Origin of the sequence: Hungatella hominis, from assembly GCF_014288005.1 — a bacterium.
Classification (GTDB): domain Bacteria; phylum Bacillota; class Clostridia; order Lachnospirales; family Lachnospiraceae; genus Hungatella; species Hungatella effluvii.
In genome coordinates, this window is the sequence record NZ_JACOPB010000003.1 from 395,123 (window position 1) to 416,543 (window position 21,421).

At 46.8% G+C, this 21,421-nt stretch carries 23 protein-coding genes and 2 pseudogenes; 5 read left to right on the forward strand and 20 right to left on the reverse strand.

Annotated elements, in window-relative coordinates; translation table 11 throughout:
* Window positions 1–150: 150 nt before the first annotated feature.
* Window positions 151–345: pseudogene (locus tag H8S75_RS09700) on the forward strand (response regulator); the annotation flags it as partial.
* Window positions 346–624: 279 nt separating this feature from the next.
* Here the strand turns inward: H8S75_RS09700 and H8S75_RS09705 are convergent.
* From H8S75_RS09705 to H8S75_RS09770, 15 genes and pseudogenes are all read right to left on the reverse strand, one after another.
* Complete coding sequence (locus H8S75_RS09705; protein WP_187021110.1) at window positions 625–1,263, reverse strand: ABC transporter ATP-binding protein; 639 nt, start codon at window positions 1,261–1,263, stop codon at window positions 625–627.
* Window positions 1,264–1,303: 40 nt separating this feature from the next.
* On the reverse strand, window positions 1,304–2,800 hold the full coding sequence (locus H8S75_RS09710) for a hypothetical protein (protein WP_187021111.1): 1,497 nt from the start codon (window positions 2,798–2,800) through the stop codon (window positions 1,304–1,306).
* 12 nt (window positions 2,801–2,812) lie between these two features.
* Window positions 2,813–3,571 (reverse strand): hypothetical protein, encoded by a 759-nt coding sequence (locus tag H8S75_RS09715; protein ID WP_187021113.1) that lies wholly within the window; start codon window positions 3,569–3,571, stop codon window positions 2,813–2,815.
* A 161-nt stretch (window positions 3,572–3,732) separates the two neighbouring features.
* Window positions 3,733–5,058: a sensor histidine kinase gene (locus tag H8S75_RS09720; RefSeq protein ID WP_243270220.1), complete on the reverse strand. Its 1,326-nt coding sequence runs from the start codon at window positions 5,056–5,058 to the stop codon at window positions 3,733–3,735.
* 5 nt (window positions 5,059–5,063) lie between these two features.
* On the reverse strand, window positions 5,064–5,774 hold the full coding sequence (locus H8S75_RS09725; protein ID WP_187021116.1) for a LytR/AlgR family response regulator transcription factor: 711 nt from the start codon (window positions 5,772–5,774) through the stop codon (window positions 5,064–5,066).
* Window positions 5,775–5,834: 60 nt separating this feature from the next.
* Complete coding sequence (locus H8S75_RS33070; protein WP_279288654.1) at window positions 5,835–5,966, reverse strand: hypothetical protein; 132 nt, start codon at window positions 5,964–5,966, stop codon at window positions 5,835–5,837.
* Window positions 5,967–6,522: 556 nt separating this feature from the next.
* The gene (locus H8S75_RS09730; protein WP_187021118.1) at window positions 6,523–7,269 is read right to left on the reverse strand and encodes a hypothetical protein; all 747 of its coding nucleotides are present in this window, start codon (window positions 7,267–7,269) and stop codon (window positions 6,523–6,525) included.
* A gap of 27 nt (window positions 7,270–7,296) precedes the next feature.
* On the reverse strand, window positions 7,297–7,563 hold the full coding sequence (locus tag H8S75_RS09735; RefSeq protein WP_187021119.1) for an immunity 17 family protein: 267 nt from the start codon (window positions 7,561–7,563) through the stop codon (window positions 7,297–7,299).
* Between the two features lie 83 nt (window positions 7,564–7,646).
* Window positions 7,647–8,828 carry a DUF1266 domain-containing protein gene (locus H8S75_RS09740; RefSeq protein WP_187021121.1) on the reverse strand — a complete coding sequence of 394 codons (1,182 nt, stop codon included), beginning with the start codon at window positions 8,826–8,828 and terminating at the stop codon, window positions 7,647–7,649.
* The gene (locus H8S75_RS09745) at window positions 8,815–9,006 is read right to left on the reverse strand and encodes a hypothetical protein (RefSeq protein WP_187021122.1); all 192 of its coding nucleotides are present in this window, start codon (window positions 9,004–9,006) and stop codon (window positions 8,815–8,817) included. Before H8S75_RS09745 ends, H8S75_RS09740 begins: the two co-directional genes overlap by 14 nt.
* Window positions 9,007–9,018: 12 nt before the next feature.
* On the reverse strand, window positions 9,019–9,504 hold the full coding sequence (locus tag H8S75_RS09750) for a hypothetical protein (protein ID WP_187021124.1): 486 nt from the start codon (window positions 9,502–9,504) through the stop codon (window positions 9,019–9,021).
* A 245-nt stretch (window positions 9,505–9,749) separates the two neighbouring features.
* A complete protein-coding gene (locus H8S75_RS09755; RefSeq protein ID WP_187021125.1) occupies window positions 9,750–10,370 on the reverse strand; it encodes a TetR/AcrR family transcriptional regulator in 621 nt (206 codons plus the stop codon).
* Between the two features lie 498 nt (window positions 10,371–10,868).
* Window positions 10,869–11,336: pseudogene (locus H8S75_RS09760) on the reverse strand (Fic family protein); the annotation flags it as partial.
* Between the two features lie 435 nt (window positions 11,337–11,771).
* Window positions 11,772–12,002 (reverse strand): hypothetical protein, encoded by a 231-nt coding sequence (locus tag H8S75_RS09765; RefSeq protein ID WP_187021127.1) that lies wholly within the window; start codon window positions 12,000–12,002, stop codon window positions 11,772–11,774.
* 298 nt (window positions 12,003–12,300) lie between these two features.
* Window positions 12,301–12,864, reverse strand: coding sequence for a TetR/AcrR family transcriptional regulator (locus tag H8S75_RS09770; protein ID WP_243270221.1), 564 nt, complete (start codon window positions 12,862–12,864; stop codon window positions 12,301–12,303).
* A 258-nt stretch (window positions 12,865–13,122) separates the two neighbouring features.
* On the opposite strand from H8S75_RS09770, the gene H8S75_RS09775 reads away from it, so the two are divergent.
* Window positions 13,123–13,353 carry a Rossmann-fold NAD(P)-binding domain-containing protein gene (locus H8S75_RS09775; RefSeq protein WP_187021129.1) on the forward strand — a complete coding sequence of 77 codons (231 nt, stop codon included), beginning with the start codon at window positions 13,123–13,125 and terminating at the stop codon, window positions 13,351–13,353.
* 47 nt (window positions 13,354–13,400) lie between these two features.
* Window positions 13,401–14,255 carry a sialate O-acetylesterase gene (locus H8S75_RS09780; protein ID WP_187021130.1) on the forward strand — a complete coding sequence of 285 codons (855 nt, stop codon included), beginning with the start codon at window positions 13,401–13,403 and terminating at the stop codon, window positions 14,253–14,255.
* Between the two features lie 222 nt (window positions 14,256–14,477).
* On the opposite strand, the gene purD is transcribed toward H8S75_RS09780, so the two are convergent.
* The 4 genes from purD to purE form a co-directional block, all read right to left on the reverse strand.
* A complete protein-coding gene (gene purD / locus H8S75_RS09785) occupies window positions 14,478–15,764 on the reverse strand; it encodes a phosphoribosylamine--glycine ligase (protein ID WP_187021375.1) in 1,287 nt (428 codons plus the stop codon).
* 173 nt (window positions 15,765–15,937) lie between these two features.
* Entirely contained in the window at window positions 15,938–16,537 is a 600-nt protein-coding gene (purN, locus tag H8S75_RS09790; protein WP_187021132.1) for a phosphoribosylglycinamide formyltransferase, read from the reverse strand.
* Window positions 16,531–17,556, reverse strand: a complete 1,026-nt coding sequence (gene purM, locus H8S75_RS09795) for a phosphoribosylformylglycinamidine cyclo-ligase (protein WP_187021133.1) — start codon at window positions 17,554–17,556, stop codon at window positions 16,531–16,533. The genes purN and purM overlap by 7 nt, the downstream gene beginning before the upstream one ends.
* Window positions 17,557–17,690: 134 nt before the next feature.
* The gene (gene purE, locus H8S75_RS09800; protein WP_110324771.1) at window positions 17,691–18,209 is read right to left on the reverse strand and encodes a 5-(carboxyamino)imidazole ribonucleotide mutase; all 519 of its coding nucleotides are present in this window, start codon (window positions 18,207–18,209) and stop codon (window positions 17,691–17,693) included.
* Window positions 18,210–18,482: 273 nt separating this feature from the next.
* On the opposite strand from purE, the gene H8S75_RS09805 reads away from it, so the two are divergent.
* Both H8S75_RS09805 and H8S75_RS09810 read left to right on the forward strand, forming a co-directional pair.
* Window positions 18,483–18,680: a helix-turn-helix transcriptional regulator gene (locus H8S75_RS09805; RefSeq protein ID WP_002600271.1), complete on the forward strand. Its 198-nt coding sequence runs from the start codon at window positions 18,483–18,485 to the stop codon at window positions 18,678–18,680.
* Between the two features lie 3 nt (window positions 18,681–18,683).
* Window positions 18,684–19,172, forward strand: coding sequence for a hypothetical protein (locus tag H8S75_RS09810; protein ID WP_002600272.1), 489 nt, complete (start codon window positions 18,684–18,686; stop codon window positions 19,170–19,172).
* Window positions 19,173–19,312: 140 nt separating this feature from the next.
* Here the strand turns inward: H8S75_RS09810 and H8S75_RS09815 are convergent, their stop codons facing one another.
* Entirely contained in the window at window positions 19,313–21,421 is a 2,109-nt protein-coding gene (locus H8S75_RS09815) for an aminopeptidase (RefSeq protein WP_187021139.1), read from the reverse strand.

The following is a 21,421-nucleotide window of genomic DNA, read 5'->3' on the forward strand; positions in this document are numbered from 1 at the left end:
AGGTGGAGATCGATGGAAAAAACAATGACGGCCCAGGAGACGTTTCAGGCTTTTTGCAACGCATTGTACGATCGGAGAAGCGCCGAGGAGGTTTATAGATTTTTGCGGTGAGTTCTATTTTGTGGGCACCAGGGAACCACCCCAGTTGCTCTGAGGACTCTGGTAGTGGACTATGACGTGGCGGTATGCGAAAGCGCCGTAGCCACGCTCAATGAAATGGAAATCACCGCCGAATGGGGGGGACAGCGGACGCAGGGCCATCGAACGGGTACAATCGATGTGGGACACAGGAATTATTACGATATGATCCTCATCGACCGGAAGATGCCGGATATCGACGGCCTCGCTCTTTCCTCGATTATATCATCATACAGTCTTTTAAGTGCAATTGCATACATGCGTATACTTTACTGCGTTTATCGTTAATATCAGCCCCTCTTCTCTAATAAACCATCAGCAATACATGGATATCCTTCACAATTTTCTCATCCAACGGCTAATTCTTTGCAATACACTGTTTCACATAACGATATGCCTTCTGATGGTTGACTGTTTCGTATATCTCCCGGAGTTGGTAGACACCGGCAAATCGCTGGATAAAAATTTTGAGTATTGCCCATATTTTCATGCCGAAACAATTTTATGATCTTCAATCAGATAAATTTGGTCGCACAGCAGTTCAATATCCTGGTAATGATGGGACGTGAGAAAAATCGTTTTTCCTTCCGCTTTTAGTTCCAGCAGCATCTGCTTCATCTCCTCATAAGTCTTATAATCCAGCGCATTAAACGGTTCATCCAGAACAAGTATATCCTGGTTTTCCATAATCGCCTGTGCCAGGCCAAGCTTTTGTTTCATACCAAGAGAGTAATTATCCACTTTTGTTCTGTTGTCAGGGTCCAGCCCCACCTTCAGCATGGCCTCCCGAACTTCTTTTTCACCAATCTTACCCTGAATGGCAGCCAGAAATTTTAAGTTCTGCAGGCCGCTATAGATACCGACAAAACCAGGGGAATTGATAAATACACCGACCTGTTCAGGAAAATCCCGCCCCTTCCCCAACTGTTTACCGCGAATAAGAACCTGGCCTGAATCCGGACTTTCAAAACCGCAGAGAATTTTAAATAATACGGATTTTCCGCTCCCGTTGGCCCCCACAAGGCCCACTGCCGCTCCCTGCTTCACTGCAAAGGAGATATTTTCCAATATAACGTTTTGTCCAAAGCATTTTGTTATATTCTTAAGTTCAATATATGCGTCCATTACTTCCTCCTGATTTTATGGTTTTATCATTTCATTACTCTTAACGGAACAACCTCCGATATCCATATCTCAAGTTCCACATCCCCCAAAATAGAATCATCAAAATCTGAATGTCAAAAACAATCAGAAACGTGATTCCCTGGGACGTCCCTATTGTCCCCATCCTGACCATACTTGACAAGCCAAAAGGACAAAATGCCGCAATTCCAAACGGCAGGACGCATAAAAAATTGCCCCCGATTAACGCCAGGAATCCTGCCGTGATCTGTTTCGTGCAGAGATAGATGGTAAACATCACCATATATTGAAACAGCATATCGCAAAATTTCAGGCTGACGGAGCCGGTAAGCCATTTCCACCCATTTTTCGTAATCGGAAATCCCAAAAACTGAATTCCAAGTAATCCGCCAATTAGCCAAAACACGCAGTACAGGAAAAGAAACAGGAAACTTGCGGTCCATAGAGAGAGCACCATTCGCCGCCGCCCTTCTGCCCGGATTGAAACGAACAGCGACTGACCGCTCACCGTCTCTTCCATGAAAGCCGCCAGTAAATAGATTGGAGAACCGTTTACAATCAGCATCTCAAGGAAAGACAGAATATGCAGGTAACCGGTCCCATGTCCGGAAAACAAAAGAAAGACCCAATCTTCTGCCGTACTTTCGTTCGGATAAGTAAGTCCCTTATATCCTGCGATTACGGCAATCACAGCACACAGAACCGCCAGATTCTTTTTTGAGCATAATTTTCTCATATAATACGGAACCAGTCCCCGGTGAAAGACAGGTACATATCGAAACCGGAACCGCCATAGAAAACGTGCCGTCACCAGCATTATAATTGTCAGCAGGCTGACCGTGACGACTGTGACAGCCATACGGCCGCCTCCCAGGCTGTGATGCAGGATCAGCAGATGATTCAGTCCTGTGACAGGAAACCCCTGCAGAAGCGGTATTTTGATCCACACAGCGGCAAGCACGTAGAGAAACATAAGAATCCACACCGTCCATCTGCTTCCGGCAAAGTGGCCAAGCCACATGCAAAAGCCTGCCATAAACCAGGTTCCCGCCATCTGAAACCCAGAATACGCTGCAAACGCAGACGCTGGATTTTTAAAATACCGTTCCAGAACAGAGAATAGTTCCGAAACGGCTGTCCCCTCCAAAAGCCCCCAGTGATTGCCGCCGGCGAGTCCGGCGCCGGTCAAAAGAATCACCGCAGTTTGAACGGAGAGGATTGCAAGTGCAGCCGCTCCGGCAGCCAGCCATTTCCTGCAAAAATAGGAGAAATAGCTGCGAAAACGCAGGATGGTGATTTCGCTGTCATCTTCCATCCAGGAATAATAAGTAAGAAGTACCATTGGAATTACAAAATAAATCAGATAATAGTGGTCGGAGACAACAGACAGTAAGTACTGCTCAAAGGTCAGTCTGGTATTGATCCTGCCGCTGAGTGAAAAAACCAGACAGCCTGCGAGAAAAACAGGCAGCTTTCCGCGCATGGTAAGCCGTATATGGTTTCTTGCCAGCATCCTCAAAGCCATCTCCTCCTATCCCTCTGCCACAGAAGCCTTTTTGATTCTCGTCAAATAAAGCGCAGAAACAATAATCACGATAACCAGCAGCACAGGCCCCACTATCATAGAACCGGCCGTGATCGCATCGTCTGCCATACTCGTCGGTTCAAAAGCTGTAACAAGCCGGTATTTAGGCAGCTGCAGGATGGACAGAATAAAATTTTCCAGTATCAGATAGATAAACGGGCCAGTCAGAATCACGAAGATATTTTTTACATACATGGATAAAACAAACCCCAAGGTCATAACCAGGACCCCGATCATTCCTTTCCACATTGACAGGAGAAATGCATAGACCAGAGGCGTCTGAGTATAGGTTTCCATCAGAACATGGCTAAAGGATTCATTTTCATAAAGCACCGGCTGATTCACGTATAATGCAGCGGCGGCCGACAGCATCAGGGGGATGAACAGGATCGAAAATGCAGATAATGCATAGACCAGCCATTTTGCGGTCAGATACCTTCTCTGCCTGACACGCGGCAGCACATACAGTAAAAAGTTATTTTTCCGCTCATAATATAGATTCCAGCACACCGGTATTACCACAAATAAGGGAAACAGCAGGGCGAAAAATGCCGTTCCGATTTCCCAGGAATCCAGCCGGAACCACAGCCGGTAACTCTTATCCAGTGTACAGGTCAAAATACAGGATACCGCAGTCAAAAGCAGCGTGATCATCAATACAGGCACCCGGACCTTTTTCCATTCCGTTTTCATTAAATAAAACATTTCAATCATTCCCTTCTTGTTTTTTTTCAAGTATATCAGTATACTTTGGTTGCATCAATAAGCCGGGAACCAGTGTGGGGTTTAGGGGAACAAAATGATTTTCATTCCCTTAAACCCCACGTTTATACCTTTATTCTTCACCGATACGTTAGCGTTCTGTCCTACGGAAGAAGAATGCCAAAGACCACATAATTCTTCTGACCCACTGTTTCATTCCGTGTCACAATTTTCCCATGGCAGCGTTCCGCCAGCTTAAGCACGTTGTAGAGTCCAAAACCGTGGGAAGACCGGTCCTTTTTCGTGGTAACGCCTTTGCCAAACAGTTTCATGAATTCCGTATTGGATAAAGGCGCTGCCGGATTCCACACGGTTAATTCCAGATATCGATCCTCCTGGCGGGTTTTCAAATAAACGGTATCCCCGGCCGAAGAAGCTTCCAGCGCGTTGTCAAGCAGGATACCGATTACCTCAATCCATTCAGTCTCCGGTGTGGCGCTTTTCTTAAACAGACCTTGAAAGTCAAGTTCTATGCTGATATCTAAAAATTCAGCCTGTTTTACTTTGCCATACAGCATCCCCGCGATTATTTTACTGTCACAGACCAGTAAGTCACGATCCCTGGGAGAGAGCGATATCCCTTTCATCAGTGCCGCCACATTTTCTTTCGCCTCTTCCAGTGTTGCGGCGGAGCTTACGGCGGATTCTATGGACATAATACGGTTGTTAAATTCGTGCTGCCGTGCCCTGACCTGGGAAATCAATTCCTCTACAATCGGTACATACTGTTCTATCATCTGGATATACTTCTGCTCCTGGATTCTCCGCTGATTGTAATACAGCAGCACACCGTCAGCCAGAAGACAGAAAAGCAGGATAACGCCGATGATTCTTAAATGCCCCATAAAACGGCTGATATCGAAAGAAAAAATGGAGAGCGCCATAATCAGGATAATTCCAATATTGGCAGATACAAGCCTTGCGGTAAAGCCGCCATCTTTCATCGTATCTCTGCCCCGGTCAAAGGCGTCTGTATGGGACAGAAGGAAGATAAATAAAAGCGACAACAGCCTGCTGCCGATCAGGATTCCATTGCCCCATATGCCGCAAAGGGAGAGCAGGGCCACACTGACGGTCCGAACCAGCAGATAAAGTGAAACAACTGCCATGGTTCCGCAAAACGCCCAGCCATTATCCGGTAATTTATAATAGACGCTGTTCATCAGTAAAATCAGCAGGATCAGAATCAGCAGCAATACCACATTATTGGAGGGCGCAATTTCATACCCTTCTGCGGCAAACTGTGGTCCTGACGGACTGCTTCCAACCGACAGCTCCGCTCTCGCTGCCATAAAAAAAATCGTAATGATGGGTAACAGCAGGAAGTCTTTTTTCTCCCTGTCCTCTCTTTGTTTAAAGACGGCCTGACAGCACTGCAAAATCAGTCCCGCATCCAGCAGTATTTGCAGCAGTTTTAAGATTGTATCCATGCCGTTCACCATAGCGCAGACTGGTACTTTGTCCCCACAGGAATGATTTCGCTGTGGTTTCTAAGCACAATCTGCCTGTCCGTTTTGTTGACTTTTTCTATATAGCTCCGGTTAACAAGATAGCTTTTATGGCATTGGATGAAAGACGGATCGTTCAGCATCTCCAGCAGCCGCGCCAGGGAATACCCCGAAATGGTATCCTGCTTCTGCCCAAGCTGCGGGCTGTCGGTATGAATGACTATTTTTTTGCCATAGGCTTCCAAATATACAATACTGGACACGTCATACTCTAAAATAAACTGTTTTTGCTCAAGGCAAAGCTTTTTCCCGGCGGGGCGAAGCTGTCTGGATAAGCCAATAGCGCTGTTAAACGCCTCCCGAAATTCTGTTTCCGTAAAAGGCTTTATCAAAAATCCATAGCACTGCACATCCCGGTATGCCGTCAGCTCCTCTCCGGCCAGCGCTGTTTCAAATAGAATCGGGGTGTACTTATATGCCTCCAGCGCCCGAAGCTGCCTCGCAAGATTCGTCCCTTTGTAATCGGCCAGCTGGATATCCAAAATAAACAGGGAAACAGACTCCCTGCACGCATAGGAATAGGCCTCCCCCGCCATCGGAAAGACGATGACCTCATATCCGGGATCTATATTTTCAATGAATTTCCTGATTCGTTCTGAGGCGGCAGGGTTGTCCTCAACCAGAAGAATTTTTTCCATATTATATGCTCCGTTTTTTCTTTATTTTGCACAATGTTGATTTCTTGTATAAGCTAAAAGCTATTTTGCACTGGTACATTTCGTCAAAAAATAACCGGTTTTTCCCTCAAGGATTTCATCAATATATCTCGTTAATTTATTCAAAAACTGTGCATCGTCATCACAGGCTGCTATGCGAATCATGTCTGGCACTGCCTCGCCTCCTGTCTTCTTTTCGTTCTGGCCATACTCTTTTCCAATCTAAAATAAAATTATTTTCAGTTTTTATGATACAGGCAATAAAAAGGCTCTTTGATTTATCCAAAGCAATTCATTATCTGAAAAAATGTTTTATATATTATAATACCACACAAATCAAACGCAGAAAAGCCAATTTTCGTGAGCGGTCATTTCTGTTTCGCAAGCGGTGTTACAGAATGATATTGATAATCGGGATGATTTCGAGCTTTATGATGAACGATTTAAAGGAGAAGAAAACCAAAGTTCAGAAGTAGATATTTATCATATACCAGAATAATCTGTGTGGTGAAGTACCGGGTAATATCGCCATATGAGGTTTCCGGCTCCCCGTACATTTCAAACATCATCTCGACGTAATTCACCTCCGCGTTTTCCACCAGCTTTTTTGTTTTGATCCTGTATTTTGGCTGCCATAAGCAGCCAATCAAAAAAAAGCACGACAGCCGCAAAGGCGTCGTGCTTTTTTGTCAGCTTCGGGCCACAGTGGCCTGAAGCACTCTGTGAAAAATCACGCCAAATAATACTTGCCGGGGATCGGGGAGAGTTGAATGGTCATCTGCTTTTTCGGCTGGGCCTCCAGCAGGAACGGCACGATCCCATCCTCCGGCAGCCGGTTTCCGGGCAGAATCGTCTGCTTGTCAAATTTAAAGGTGACGCACCATGCGTCCGCACCACCAGCCAGAGAAGCTCCCAGCGGGAAGCAGAACTCGCTCTCATCGTCCCGCAGGATATCGATGAACTCCCGGCAGTCGGCGGGAACGGCGTCACTCACCTTCATTTCGCTGATGGCCTCCGCCGTGGCCGTCAGCCACTCAATATCATAAATATGGGCGCTGTCCAGGGCGAACACAAAAACAGCGGGAAGGTACTCCTCTGTACCAGGGAGCCATAGATTACTGTTGGCCTGCACCACCGCGCCGTATATCAGGGGGGCATTGGCGAATTTATTACGCCATTTGTCTTTGCCAAACAGGGGTGCTTTTCCAGCCACGTCCCGGAAAAAAACGCTTTCCGTACTGCGGGGCGTAGAGCGGTAAGGCGTTAGCTTGTTCAAATCCGTGGGGATAGCGGTGGCTTGGCGCTGTTCCGCAAAGGCTGCCTCGTCTGTCTCCTCCTGTGCAGCAATTTCCGCCTGCTTGCCACGGACAGAGGACATATCGTAGCCCTTTTTCTCCATCTTGGCAATCTCTTCCTCGGTCATAGCAGCTTCCCAGCCGCCTGCCTCTTTTACCGGGTCAAATCCAAACAATCCCATAATTAATCTCCTTTTCCAACATTAATTTTACATGAGTACCCATAGCACCACGCTGCACAGGATGATAACAATTCCGCCGAGCCCTTGCAGGATGCGATATCCCTTATCGCCAAAATGCCGATAGACGGAGGCACGAAAGCCCCACGTATTTTCACCCTGAGGATCGCAGACCCATTTCCAGCGGAAGATCGCCCCCAGCAGAAACAGCGCCCCCACCACAATGAGAAAGAGCTGCCAGTTAGCTTGCAGGAACGGCATGACCCATTTCATAAATCTTGTGTATAAATCGCTCATGGTGTTCTCCTTTCTATCTGGCGTGTATGAAAATCAGCCCGATAAACGGGAAGTTAGCTATTTACCGCTCTGGTCGTTCATCCTTAAAATCCTATCTTCCGCGCCCCAGGCCAAGGGCACTCTTTCCATTGTCCCTCGTTATCTTCCGGTTTTCCGGTAAGCAAATCAATGGCGGCATCCGTCAGATAACCCAGATAACTTTCAGCTGCACTGTCTCCGCAAAGCAGCTTCCACATCAGGCCGCCGAACAAGTAAGAACTTGCAAATTCACGCCAGCTATGCAGACTTTCTACCGCCCGTTGAGAAAGTTCCCATAAAATCCCTTCCGCTTCGCCCTCGGTGATCCAGCCGAGATAATAACCCCAGCGGGCCAGCATAGCCGCCCGCCCGACATCCCAGCCGGTCATAAAGCCGGGGATATAACGCGCTTTATAATGCTGTGCAAACCGCCAGCCACGGCTCGCAGACTCCCGATCTTCCTCGTCCATGGATTCTTCCAGCACTTGCTCCACAGTATCTGCCTCACAATAGATTTGATACCGAAGCTCATAGCCCTCCTGGCTTAAATATCGAATGGTATCCAACAATTCACTACGGCCATTGATCCCCCAGGAACGCCGCACCAGGGAAACAATCTTCTGTTCCATAACCGGGGTATGCAGCTCCACGTCCATGCCGCCCAAATCATGGCTATTCAAGCTGGAAATCATACCCGAAAGTAAAACGCCAAAATGTTTCCATTGGGGAGCGTTTTTAGGGTATGTAACAGGTTCAGCTTCCGGGAGAGTCTCGATCTGCGCTAACTTTTGATCCAAAAGTGCATAGAGCTCCCGTTCCAATGCGAGATCAAGTTCCCGTTCCTCAGACGCATCCTCTTCGTCTTCCATGGCCAGCGTTTCCAAGGCGGCAGTAATAATCCCCATATCTTCACCAAACATCTGCCTCATAAGGCCATCAACTCCAATAGCGGCAGCCTCAGTAACTTTCTGATCTACCGTTTGCTGGATCATTTCCTCGGACAAGGATATTTGTTGTATCATTTCCGGGCTAAACATTTTACCTAATATTTCGACCTGCAGTTGTGCGTCAGCGGCGGATTGAGCGGTTCCAGCCTGTGCAGCGCCGTCAGGTTCTGCGGAAACGTTCAATTTTTCCCGCATCCGCTCAATCTGCTGATTACTTTCCTCCAATGACTTTTGAAGCGATTCAGCTGCTTTCTCCTTCGCTGCCTGCGCACGTTTCCTGATTTTATCAGGATCGACCATCCTCTTTTGCCTCCCGTTCTTCCGACGGCAGGGTGTGCCATGCTGTCGGTTTTTTATTTTTGAAAAGCCATTTTTTCAGTTGGTTTAATATTGCTTCCACAAAATGAAACCACAGGTTTCCGGCGATAAATACAATTACCAGAACAGCCAGCACGGCTCCAATCTGTCCCCAGGGCATGAAAACACCTCCTTATTTCTTCTGGAACTGCTTCAAGAAGAAATCGGTAAACGCCTTTACCTCCTCATCTTGGGAAACATAGACATACAGTTTCTCGTCCTCCAGCCATTCATAAACATTGATACCGATGTAGCTCTTCCTATCCGGATAAATAATAAATTCATCCGTGGGGAATTTGTTCTGATATGCCTTCAAAATGTCGCTCCGCCGATAGAAAGTGGCGTCACCGCAGCCCGACAGATCAGGAACAGTAGGAATTACAACAATAATCTGACTGGCCTCGTTCCAGCCTATGATCAGATTGCCGATCTTGGTTTTGCTGCCGTGGACGATACCGTAATTGAAACGCCCAACATCTTCCGTGTAGCCAAAAAGGATTTTGTAGTCGTCACCGTTTTCTACCACTTGATTGAACAGAGCACGCATTTTTTTACGGTTGGCATCACTTTTTGCCATATCTACCTGAGGCCCCTTAAACAATTTTCCAAACAGTCCCATGCTAATATTCCTCCCATACTAATATTCTGAAATAATTTTATGCCTTTTGATTAAAGACACTAAAATACTTCGCACCAACACTCGCTAACTGCTTTGTCACTTCTGACCAGTGTGACCATAAGCATTTTTAATTACTATTGTTATTGCGATAGTATTTAAAATAGATTATACCTGAGCACTTGAAAAAAAGCAAGCCCCCGCGCATAGAAAAACGGCGCACCGTTTGAACGATGCGCCGTAAACTGTTATCCGCCTGTGTCAGCCAGGGAGGCCAGATACCGGGAAAGGGCAGTTGCCTGGGCCTGGGCTGTACGCTCCAATTCCTCCGGGAAAAAGAACGGGAGTGACCGGGCCGCCGAGTTGTAGATCAGGACGACGGAGAGGATCAGGTTGCCTAACTCCTTGGGAGTGCATTTTTCCTGGGGTATCTGCCAGAGGGCCAGCACCTGTTCGTAAAACCGCGCCTGCCCCTGCTGGTAAGTTTCAAACTCCTCCGGGCTTAAATGCTTATATACCCACATTTCCTCCTCTTGGGTCATCACAAAGAAATGGTGCTGGCAGCTATGTGTGACCATATCCAAAAAATGGTGGATCATTTCTTCCAGGCTCATATCCTGGTTTTCCGCGCTTTGCTGTACTTCCCGTAGCAGAAGCGTAATCTCGTAGTTGATGATGTGGATCACCAGCTCGGCCAGGGAGGAATAATAGTTTCCGTAAAAGAACGGTTTGGAGATGCCGACAGCCTGGAGGATGTCCTGGAGGGTGGTGCCTTTCAGTCCCCGCTGGGACAGCATTTCAAGACCCACCGCCAGCAAATCCCGCCCCACCTGCTCCCGTTCTTCCTTGGAATAGCCCTTCTTTGACATGGCCTCACCGCCTTTTTGTTAAGATACCAACATTTTACCACAGCGGCAGGGAAATGTCATGCGCTCTTTTGGAGAACGCTCCGGCTTTTTAATTTGCGAGTTCAACATTATCCCCCCGCCCTCCATGTTCCCTTTCGACAGTTTGCCAATTCATGCACCTTCCACTCTGGTAAGAGTAATGCTCTAAATATCCGATATCTCGTGCGTACCTTTTTCTATTGTTTCTAAATACACCGCCCGAATTCTGTGGCGTAACCATTTGTCCGTTTCTTCCATCAGGCTCTTCATGTCTGCTTTCCCATATTTCTATCCAATGCTTCAATAATTAATAGATGATTTACTATGTTACAGTCAGGAAACTGACAATGGATTTTTTAAGAGCCGTGTCGGCAGACACATATATTTACATGCTGCAAAAGCGAATCCAGAACAAACTTTGCCGGTTAACTCACGATTAAAATCACGTGAATGCACCGGCAAAATTTTTAAATAGATATTTTATTTTGGCACTTCCATCATGCTGAGATAGCGGTCTAACTGCTGTTCTACCAATTCCGCAACCATCTCAGCAAATGGCGAAAGTTTCCCTTCCACTGCATAGGACTCCAAGGTATTAAAATACTCCAGGCGATTTTCTTTTGCAATAGACACAGGAGGAAACCCATTTGCCATAAGCTGATAATTCATAATCAAACGGGAAGTTCTCCCATTGCCATCTGGAAACGGATGGATTTTCACAAACTCCGCATGAGTCCATGATGCCAGTTCAATCGGGTTCAGTTCTCTGCCCTTCCAAGTCAAATCAGCATAAAAATCCTTAATATTTCGATACAATTCGCTGGGAGATGGAGGCGTATGCTGTGCACCGGAGATGTACACATCCACGTTCCGGTAAATTCCGCCGATAAAAATATTTTCCATCAGCAATGCATGGATATTCTTCACAATTTTCTCATCCAACTGCTGATTTGAACCGTAATCATCCATTTGTCGTTATTCGAAAATCCTGAAATAAAAAAATAAGTTCCATTCCCTTATCATGGCTGCGCCGCAAAAATTACAGCCTCATTACTAACATCCACTTTTTCAAATGCATTAATAATCTTTTCTTGAGCTTCTGGGCTCCAGTATATTTTCAGCATGCTTTTCGTACGTGTAATTGCGGTATAGAATATATTATATGTAATCTTCTCGTCCACCTCTTGTCCTAACTATCGTGCGCCATTGCCAATTTTCCCTTGTATATCTGAACCAAAAGTTCCAAATTGCAGCATTTGACAACGTACCGAATGACAGAAGCATCATAAAAGGCTGTGATATTGCAAGCTGCTGATGTGAACCGCGACAGTGGCTTGAGTCCACGTTCATATGCCCGCTTTGTATTTACGCTCATACTCCGCCCTATATATCCGTTTTTTCCCCCCCAGACACGGTCTTCTCTATTGTATATTTTTTCAGCACCTCATAAGCATCTTCCATGGTAAGGCCCTGTAAAACAGAGGTTCCTTTACCAAAGTATAGATCGGCAAACTTCCCATGAAAAGTGATTCTGGCCGCTGGACGTTTATAGATTCTTGTGTAGTCATAGAAAAGATTAATCCGTTTTGCTTTTGTAATTTCCGAATTTTTCACATAATCTCCTGCCTTCATCCGATTTCAATGGAAGAATAATATCTACTTACAATGCGGCCTCTATTTTCCTGATTTATACCAACTTATCAAAATCCGACTCATATAATTGATCTTGTTCTGCACGCTCTTAATGAATTCCCTTTTTCAAGATGTTGGCCGACAATACCCATTACCCCCACAGCAATAAGATTTTCATTTTCTACAATAGTTAAATGAGGTATTTCCTTTAATACATTCACCTTAGTCCAAGAAGGCGAAAGCACAATAATTTTTCGTGCTGAAAGACACCGTCATTGCGCTATAAAAATAGCGCTTCAAACAACAATCGGTTCTCATCGATAACATCGAATTCTCCGCCTGTCATAATCCATTTGAGAAGAATCCCATTTGATAAGCAACATAATGAATCACACAGTGTCTTGGGAGATGCAATTCGCTTAATTTGCCCTTCCTGCTGGGCTCGCTCAAGTAAGTTTGTTACGATATCCGATAGCCCGCCCTGTTCCGGCAGCAAAGGGATAACCTCATCCTTAAGGTATATGCGGTACAACTCTTTTGTCAAAGCAACACCGGCCTTTGTGACATGGCGGATGCGTATTTCTATAATCCTCAAAACTTGATTCGCATAGTCATGTGCACTTAAAATAGAGGCTAATTCATCACTGCTCAGCATATTATCAGTGGAAAAATAATCACGAATCAATTCATCCTTTGATTTGTAGTAATAATAAAATGCTGTTTTCGTAACATCAATCTCATTACATATATCATCTATGGTGATGTTTTCAAAACCAAATTTCTGAAACAAGCCGATAGCGGTTGACAAAAGCGCCTCCTTCGTAGCTCTCTTTTCAGCCATCATAACACCTCCGTTCCTGTATGCCTTTCATTATAAAATACTTTACTCTAAAAATCAATAATATTACTAGGGTAATGTTATTAGTAACTTGAGTATTGATTTAATAACACAATAGGAGTATAATACTCCCAACGAAACCAAATTGGAGGTCTTACTTATGATGGAAAAAGCATCGCAGCCAATACTAATCGTTGGAGGAACAGGAGTACAGGGCGGCACGGCGGCTTTCGTCATTGGACAATTCTCCATCCGTGCAAGTTCATGGAAAGCTTTGAAGAAGTGTCCGCCAGGGAAATGGAGCCAGAGCAGAAGGACGGCGTGCTTTTCGGTATATTGAAGCCTGACACCCAGGTAAAGTGGACTTGTGGCGACAATACCGCTCAATTTGCCCGTGCCGCGTTTGAAAGCCCGGAGAAGTTCAACAGGAAAGATATCAATGTGGCCGGAGATGAACTTCCGATAACGTGCAGGCATAAAGCCAAAACATTGTAAGTTATGCCAGCTTAAGAAATATGGAACAGACAAGGAGCTTGTAAGAAATGACAAATACAGTGAAATCGTTTTTGATGATTGGTCAGTCTAATATGGCGGGGCGTGGCCATCTCCATGAAGTAAAGCCTATAGTAAATGAGAGAATTGTCATGCTGCGCAACGGAAGATGGCAGATTATGGCTGAGCCCATCAACTCCGACCGTTCAGTGGCCGGGATCGGTCTTGCGGCGTCTTTTGCAGATGCGTGGTGCGGTGCATACAAAGAAGGTCAAATTGGTCTTATACCATGTGCCGAAGGCGGTAGTGAAATAGATGAGTGGGATGTTGGTAAGGCGCTCTATGACCATGCAATCAGTGAAGCCAAGTTCGCTATGAAAAGCAGTCAATTGACAGGCATTCTGTGGCATCAGGGGGAATCTGACAGCATGGGCGGCAAGCATGAAATATATTATGAAAAACTAAATAGAATCATGAATGGGTTTAGAAAAGAACTAAAGGTGCCTAATATGCCAATTATCATTGGCGGATTGGGATGCTTTTTAGGTCAATCAGGTTTTGGAAAGAATTGTACTGAATATATGCGAATCAATGAGAAGTTAAAAAAATTTGCTTTTGAACAAGATTACTGCTACTTTGTTGATGCTGCCGGACTCACTTGTAACTCAGATGGCATTCATATAAATGCAGTTTCCCAAAGGAAGTTCGGTTTGCGGTATTTCGATGCGTTTTACCGCAAGCAGCATATATTAGAACCTTTCAGCAATGAAGATGAAAGGATCGCGGTTCTCGAATCAAGAACACATACAAAAAACGAAAAAATATTCTTATTAAGTACGCAATTGGCTTTAGGCGATATATCGTACAAAGAGTTTGAAACGCGATTGTCACAGATCCAGGAATAAATACAGAGCCATTGCCTACACCGACGGAAATCATCTTAGTAGAGAAAAGGAGCTGTAAAAAAACAGCCCCTTTTCTTAATTTTTATATACGGAGAAATTTGACACCTCCACCCCAATGGGGCGGGCGATACTCAATATCTGTATCGTGTTTGCTCAACCGGAATGGGAGACTATACAGAAGCGGGTGGCGGATGCCTATTTATCGTTGTCCGCCAACCTTATCTATTTAAACCGTTGAACCTCATCAATCGCCTTCCCAATATCATCCCTCATATACTTATTCCCAAATTCAATCCACCCCGTCGCCCTATACGCATTCTCCCGCGCCAGCTTTAGATTCTCCCCCTTTGCCGTCACGCCCAGCACACGTCCGCCGTTGGTCACGATTCTGCCTTCGTCGTCGAACTTCGTACCGGCGTGGAACACGTAGTATCCATCATGATCCTTAAAATTCTCAAATCCGCTGATCGGATATCCTTTTTCGTAGTGTTCCGGATACCCGTCGGAAGCCAGCACAACGCAGACCGCCGCGTTATCCTCAAACTCCAGTTGAATCTGATCCAACGTGCCGTCCACACAGGCCTCGAACACTTCCACGATATCATTCTTCATACGCGGCAGTACGACCTGAGTCTCCGGATCCCCGAATCTCGCATTGTATTCCAGGACCTTGGGTCCCTTCTCCGTAAGCATCAGACCGAAGAAAATGATTCCCTTAAACGGTCTTCCCTCGGCTTTCATCGCATCCACAGTGGCCTGATACACGTATTTCCGGCAGAATTCATCCACCTCTTCCGTATAGAACGGGCTCGGGGAAAAGGTTCCCATGCCGCCGGTATTAAGCCCCTGGTCTCCATTCTTCGCCCGCTTGTGGTCCTGAGCCGATGTCATGATCCTGATGGTATCTCCATCCACAAAAGACAGCACGGATACTTCGCGGCCGGTCATAAACTCCTCCACCACGATCCGGTCACCAGCGGAGCCGAACTGCTTATCCAGCATCAGCGTCTTAACGCCGTCCTTCGCCTCTTCCCTTGTATTGCAGATTAATACGCCTTTTCCGAGAGCAAGGCCATCCGCTTTCAATACAATGGGCATTTCGGCCGTTTCCAGATACAGAAGCGCCGCCTCCGGGGTATCAAAGGTCTCATAGCCTGCCGTCGGAATCTTATATTTCTTCATCAGATCCTTTGAAAATGCCTTAGAGCCTTCCAGAATCGCCGCATTCTTTCTTGGTCCAAATACGCGGAGTCCTTCCTTCTCAAATACGTCCACGATGCCGCCCACCAGCGGATCATCCATACCAATCACAGTTAAGTCCACCTGGTGTTCCTTCGCAAACGCTGCCATTTTGTCGAACTCCATGGCGCCGATCGGCACGCATTCCGCAAATTCAGCAATTCCCGCATTGCCCGGAGCACAGTAAATCTTATCCACCCTGGCGCTCTTTGCCACCTTCCACGCAATTGCGTGCTCTCTTCCACCGCTTCCTACAATCAGTACTTTCATCATCCGCCTCCTGATATTCTAGTCAAAAACCCCGCCGCAAGCAACGGGGCATCATATTTGCAACGCCGCGAGCGGCGGGATATTTGACCCTCGCGGCAGTCGCCAAATGGACGCGCCAGCGTGTCCGTTTGGCTCGTTGCCCGCGGGAATAAGTAAGTCTGCTTTTACAAATATCAATTATTTGGTTGGCCGTTTGCAATCAGCTGGATGGCCTGCGGCAGAATAACCCACTCCGCCTCTTCCATCACACGCCGCTGCAGAATCTCCGGCGTATCCCCTTCCTTCACCTCTACAGCTTTCTGTAAAAGGATGGGGCCGCTGTCCACGCCTTCGTCCACATAATGTACCGTTGCTCCGGTAACCTTTACGCCCCGCTTTAACGCCGCCTCATGAACCTTTAAACCGTAATAGCCCACGCCGCAGAAAGAGGGGATCAGAGATGGATGGATGTTAATGATACGGTTCTTATATTTCCTGGTCATAGCCTCCGGAATCGTTACGAGGAAACCGGCCAGCACGATCAGGTCCAGCTTGTACTCATCTACCTTTGCCAGAAATGCCTCATTAAACGCCTCTCTGGTTTCAAACTCCTTCGGAGAAATGGCAACAGCCCTGATTCCATGATTCCTCGCCCGTTCCAGCGCATACGCGTTACGATTGTTGCTGATTACCACTTCCACGTTTACATTGGTGAGATGGCCGTCGTCCATCCTGTCTAAGATGGCCTGAAGATTCGTGCCGCCGCCGGATACGAGAATGCCGACTCTCAGCATAAGGTCACTCCCTTTTCTCCTGCCTCCGTATAACCGATTACATACGGAATCTCGCCAGCCTCACGGATGGCCTTCATGGCTGTATCAACTTTAGAAGGATCGACCGCCAGAACCATGCCGATACCCATGTTATAGGTATTGTACATCATCTCCTCTTCAATACTGCCCTTATCAGCCAGAAGCTTAAAGATCGCAGGTACCTCGTAGCTGTCCTTTTTGATGACTGCTCTGACACCGTCCGGAAGCATACGCGGAATGTTCTCATAGAAGCCGCCGCCCGTCACGTGGCTGCATGCCTTGATCGTAACGCCGCTGTCCTTTACGCTCTTTAAGGCTTTCACATAAATCTTGGTCGGAGCGATCAGTGTCTCACCTAAAGTTCCGCCCAGTTCATCGTAATACGTATCAAGGCTCTCCTTTGTCATCTCAAATACCTTACGAACGAGAGAGAAGCCATTGCTGTGCACACCGGAAGAAGCCATGCCGATTAACACATCGCCGGCTTTTAAGTCTTTCCCTGTGATCAGGTTCTTTTCATCGACAACACCGACCGCGAAACCGGCCAGATCATACTCATCCTCCGGATAGAAGCCCGGCATCTCGGCCGTCTCGCCTCCGATTAAGGCCGCGCCGGCCTGTTTGCAGCCGTCCGCTACGCCGCCTACGATCTCAGCAATCTTTTCCGGAAAATTCTTTCCGCAGGCAATGTAATCCAGAAAGAATAAAGGTTCTCCGCCTGCGCAGGCAATGTCGTTGACACACATGGCAACACAGTCAATACCCACGGTATTGTGCTTATCCATAAGAAATGCAAGCTTCAGCTTCGTACCTACGCCATCGGTGCCGGAAACCAGAGTCGGTTTCTCCATATCCTTAAATGCGCTCATGGAAAATGCTCCTGAAAAGCCGCCGATTCCACCTAACACCTCCGGCCTCATGGTTCCCTTCACGTGTTCCTTCATCAACTCCACTGACTTATATCCAGCCTCAATATCCACACCAGCATTCTTGTAATCCATTTCTCTTCCTCCTCGCTATGAGCACTTGGCGCCTGTATTTCAGGCGCTTACGTGCGATGCATGTCATCTCCACTTAGTGAGGTCTTTCACAAACTTAGTGGAGTGGCTCGTTATGAGCACTTAGTGACTCTGTCTTATTTCTTCATCTGTGCAAGATATTCCTTATAACCGATCTGATCCAGCTTATCCGCTTTCTTCACCACATCGTTCTTTAAATTCTCAGAATACTCCTTTAATCTGCCGAGCAGAGCTTCGTCAGACGTAGAAAGAATCTTAGCCGCGAGAATTCCCGCGTTTGTTCCTCCGTTAATCGCAACTGTGGCAACCGGAATACCGGAGGGCATCTGTACGATGGAATAGAGGGAGTCCACACCGCCCAGATCGGAAGTCTTCATCGGAATTCCGATAACCGGCATCGGGAAAAGCGCTGCGCACATGCCCGGAAGATGAGCCGCCTTGCCGGCTCCCGCGATGATCACCTTCACTCCTCTTGCCTCTGCTGTCTTCGCGTAATCAAAAAATATATCAGGCTCTCTGTGAGCCGAAATAACCGTAATTTCAAAATCAACACCCAGTTTCTCAAGAACGTCCGCGGCCTGTGCCATAACAGGCATATCGGAATCACTACCCATAACAATTGCTGCCTTTGCCATAGTAAATCTCCTTTCATTATTAACGGTTATGTTTCTCATTAGTTATATTAATATATAAAGCTTATAAATCAATCTTTACTTATAATTATAATACTAGCTTTTTATGCTCCCGTCAATAATTTTCTTGAAAATCCCAGGATAAACTTGTATATAAAATAGTGTAAAACTCCCTTTACAAAAATTGTAAAATACACTTTACTTTTAATGTAAAGCGTGCTATACTCTAAATGTAAAGGGAACATTACTTTTAAAAGAAAAGGAAGGGTTGTGTAAGTGAAAACAAGAATACAGGAGTTGAGAAAGCAATCGCGAATCACGCAGGAAGAACTGGCGGATGCTCTGGGCGTAACGAGACAGACCATCATCTCCCTGGAAAACGGCAAGTATAATGCCTCTCTCCAGCTGGCCCACAAAATTGCAGTATATTTTCACATGAACATTGAAGAAATATTCTTATTCGAGGAGGAATAAACTATGTTGCTGAACAATTTATTTATTGATAATCCGATTAATTTTGAGAAGAGATGCAAGACCAGAATCATCGCCAGCTGCCTTCTTCTGGTGCTGGGCGCAGTCACGATCGCCCTGTCCTTCCTGGCAGGCGACCATATTCCTGTGCTGTACATGACCGCCGACCACTATGACTTCATCCCGGGCTTCTATATGGGAACTGGATTCGGACTGTTATTCGCCGCCATCGCGACGATCATCAAAAATGTCCGTTATTTAAAGAAACCAGACTTAAAGAAAGAGCGGGAAATCTATGAAACGGACGAGAGGAACCGTATGCTGGGGCTGCGCAGCTGGGCTTACGCCGGATACGCCATGCTGTTCATACTTTACATCGGAATCCTGGTCAGCGGTTTCATCAGTATCATTATACTTAAGACACTCCTGGTAATTCTGGCTGTCTATGTACTGGTCCTTTTTATCTTTCGAATGATACTGCAGAAAACAATGTAAGAAAAAACACAGAATACGCCGTCGGGCCTGACCCTTCGGCACATTCTGTGTTTTTATTTAAGCGCTAAAATTCATAACGCAGATTTTATCTCCCATTTTCTGCATTTCTTTTAATCCAGGCCCGGTAATTTCTTCCATGTTCAGTCCAGTGGAACATTCAGCTCCTCTACTCCCGGAAGTACGAATCTTCCGTCGGCGATAATTGAAATCCTGCTGCCATCCGCCCGCACCGCATCGATCGTATCCAGCTCGGAATAAGGAATCGTGATATCCGTATGGCAGCTGAAATACGCCTTCGATAAATCTTCCTTCCTCAGAATGGAGATCTCGTTGTCTCTGGCTATAATTTCCTTGCCGTTAGGATTATACACGGCGCTGTCCTCGGCCCAGCTGTAACACGTATCGCCGACCGCGAAATGCGGTCCCATCTTCTCCACGATCAGAATCGGAAGCTTATCGAGAATCCCATACTTTCCAGCCATGGCGTACGCCGTCGTATTCGTTCCGATAGCGAATTCTCCCATGGGAAGCGTGTCGTGATTCTTCAGAATCATCTGTTTAACCAGCGCCTTCCCCTCTTCCGGATTCTCAAAGTTATCGCAGGAGTACTCTTTTATCATTCCATCTTCAAACGTCATGGAGAGATTCTTAAACTGGAAGTCACCGATATACACCGTTCCGACAAACAGCGTTCCCTTCGTCCCGGCGAGCTTCGGCGACGTAAACACCTCGCCCAGCGGAATATTGACATCCGCCACGCAGTTCTCAAAATTCGTCTCCTTTTCCCTGTCTCCAAGTTCATGCAGGCTTACGCGCAGGTCAGTCCGGTTGTCTCCCTTTCCCTTCACCTCCACGTAATCCGCCTCATCCAGCGCATCGATGATCGTCTGCTGGATCGTCTTATACTTTTCATAATCCAGCGTATTGATCGCAATGGTCTCCTCAAATATCTTCTCGAAACGTTCTCTTGCCTGCTCGGGGCTTAAGCCGCCGCGGCTGTCGCGTCCGATCTCCGGAACCGGAAATGCGATGATTGTAAAGCTGGTCTCATCACCCGGCATATATTCGTTGGTAATCACAGCCGTCTCATTGGCTGCCCTGGCGCTCAGCTTTTCCTGTTTTGTGTCCAGGCGGTTTGCCTCCGGCTTATTGACCGGCTGGAAGCCCTCCTGTCCAAAGGTCTCGATCACAGCAGGACCCGCGTAGGCTGCGGCTTCTTTCTTATACTGCTCATAGGCCACCCGCAGAACGGAAGCCTTCCTGTCGGTAAACGCCTTGTTTAAGTAGATAGCCTCGTCGTAGCGGTGATCGTACTCATACTGGCGATTGGCCGGCCTGCCGTAATAGCCCACCTTTTTGCCCGCCTTCTGATTTACAGACCACACCGCAGAGCGGCAAAGGATCGTATCCAGCCCCATCTCACGGAAGTTTAAAATTGCCGCCTTCACCATACGCTCAAAGCCCAGCTCATACCGGATCTGCACCGCGCTCTTCTTTGACAGATCGCGCCCCATCACCTCGAAGCCCTTCCGGTACCCTTCCGTATAGGTGTCCGCCATAAGCCGCACCGTCTCCTCCGGAAGCGAATTCATAAACTGCGCCACTAACAGCTCGGATTCGGATATATAATCGCCAAACCGGTATAAATACCGCAGGTCGCTTAAATCGCTGTCCAGGATGATGTCCTTCGCAAAAGTCAGCGTGGGATCCACGCCTTCCCGGATGCGGTATGCCACCGTATAGTCACAGTAATCACTGACAAACCAGTAGAGCACATCCTTAATACTGGCGGCGGAAGGGACCGTATCCTCAAACATATTATAAATCTCAATCAGTGTTTCATTTAAAATGGTGATATCCGTCAGCCTGTTTTCCGCAGCAAAGATAATATCGCCCCGGATTTCCTTATAAAGGTAGGAAAGCAGCTGTCCATACTCTTCTCCCAGAGCGGAAACAGCGTACTGCGGATTGCCATAGCTGGTCTCGTAATTCTCCGGAAGAATGTCCTCATAAAGCCTGTGGTTCCAGTCCTCTAACTCCTTAAGCGGCGCGTTTTCCGCCAGTCCGCCTGCCACCATTTCCCGATAATCGCCGATCATGCCGATAAAGGATGCCATCTTACGGAAATAGGAGCGGTACGGTTCTTCCACCGTCTCCTCGCTCTGGATGGCCTGGAGCCGTTCCATGGAAAGCTGATACCGTTCCATCACACTTTCATTTTCTTCTTTGAATCTGTCACAAACGTTCAT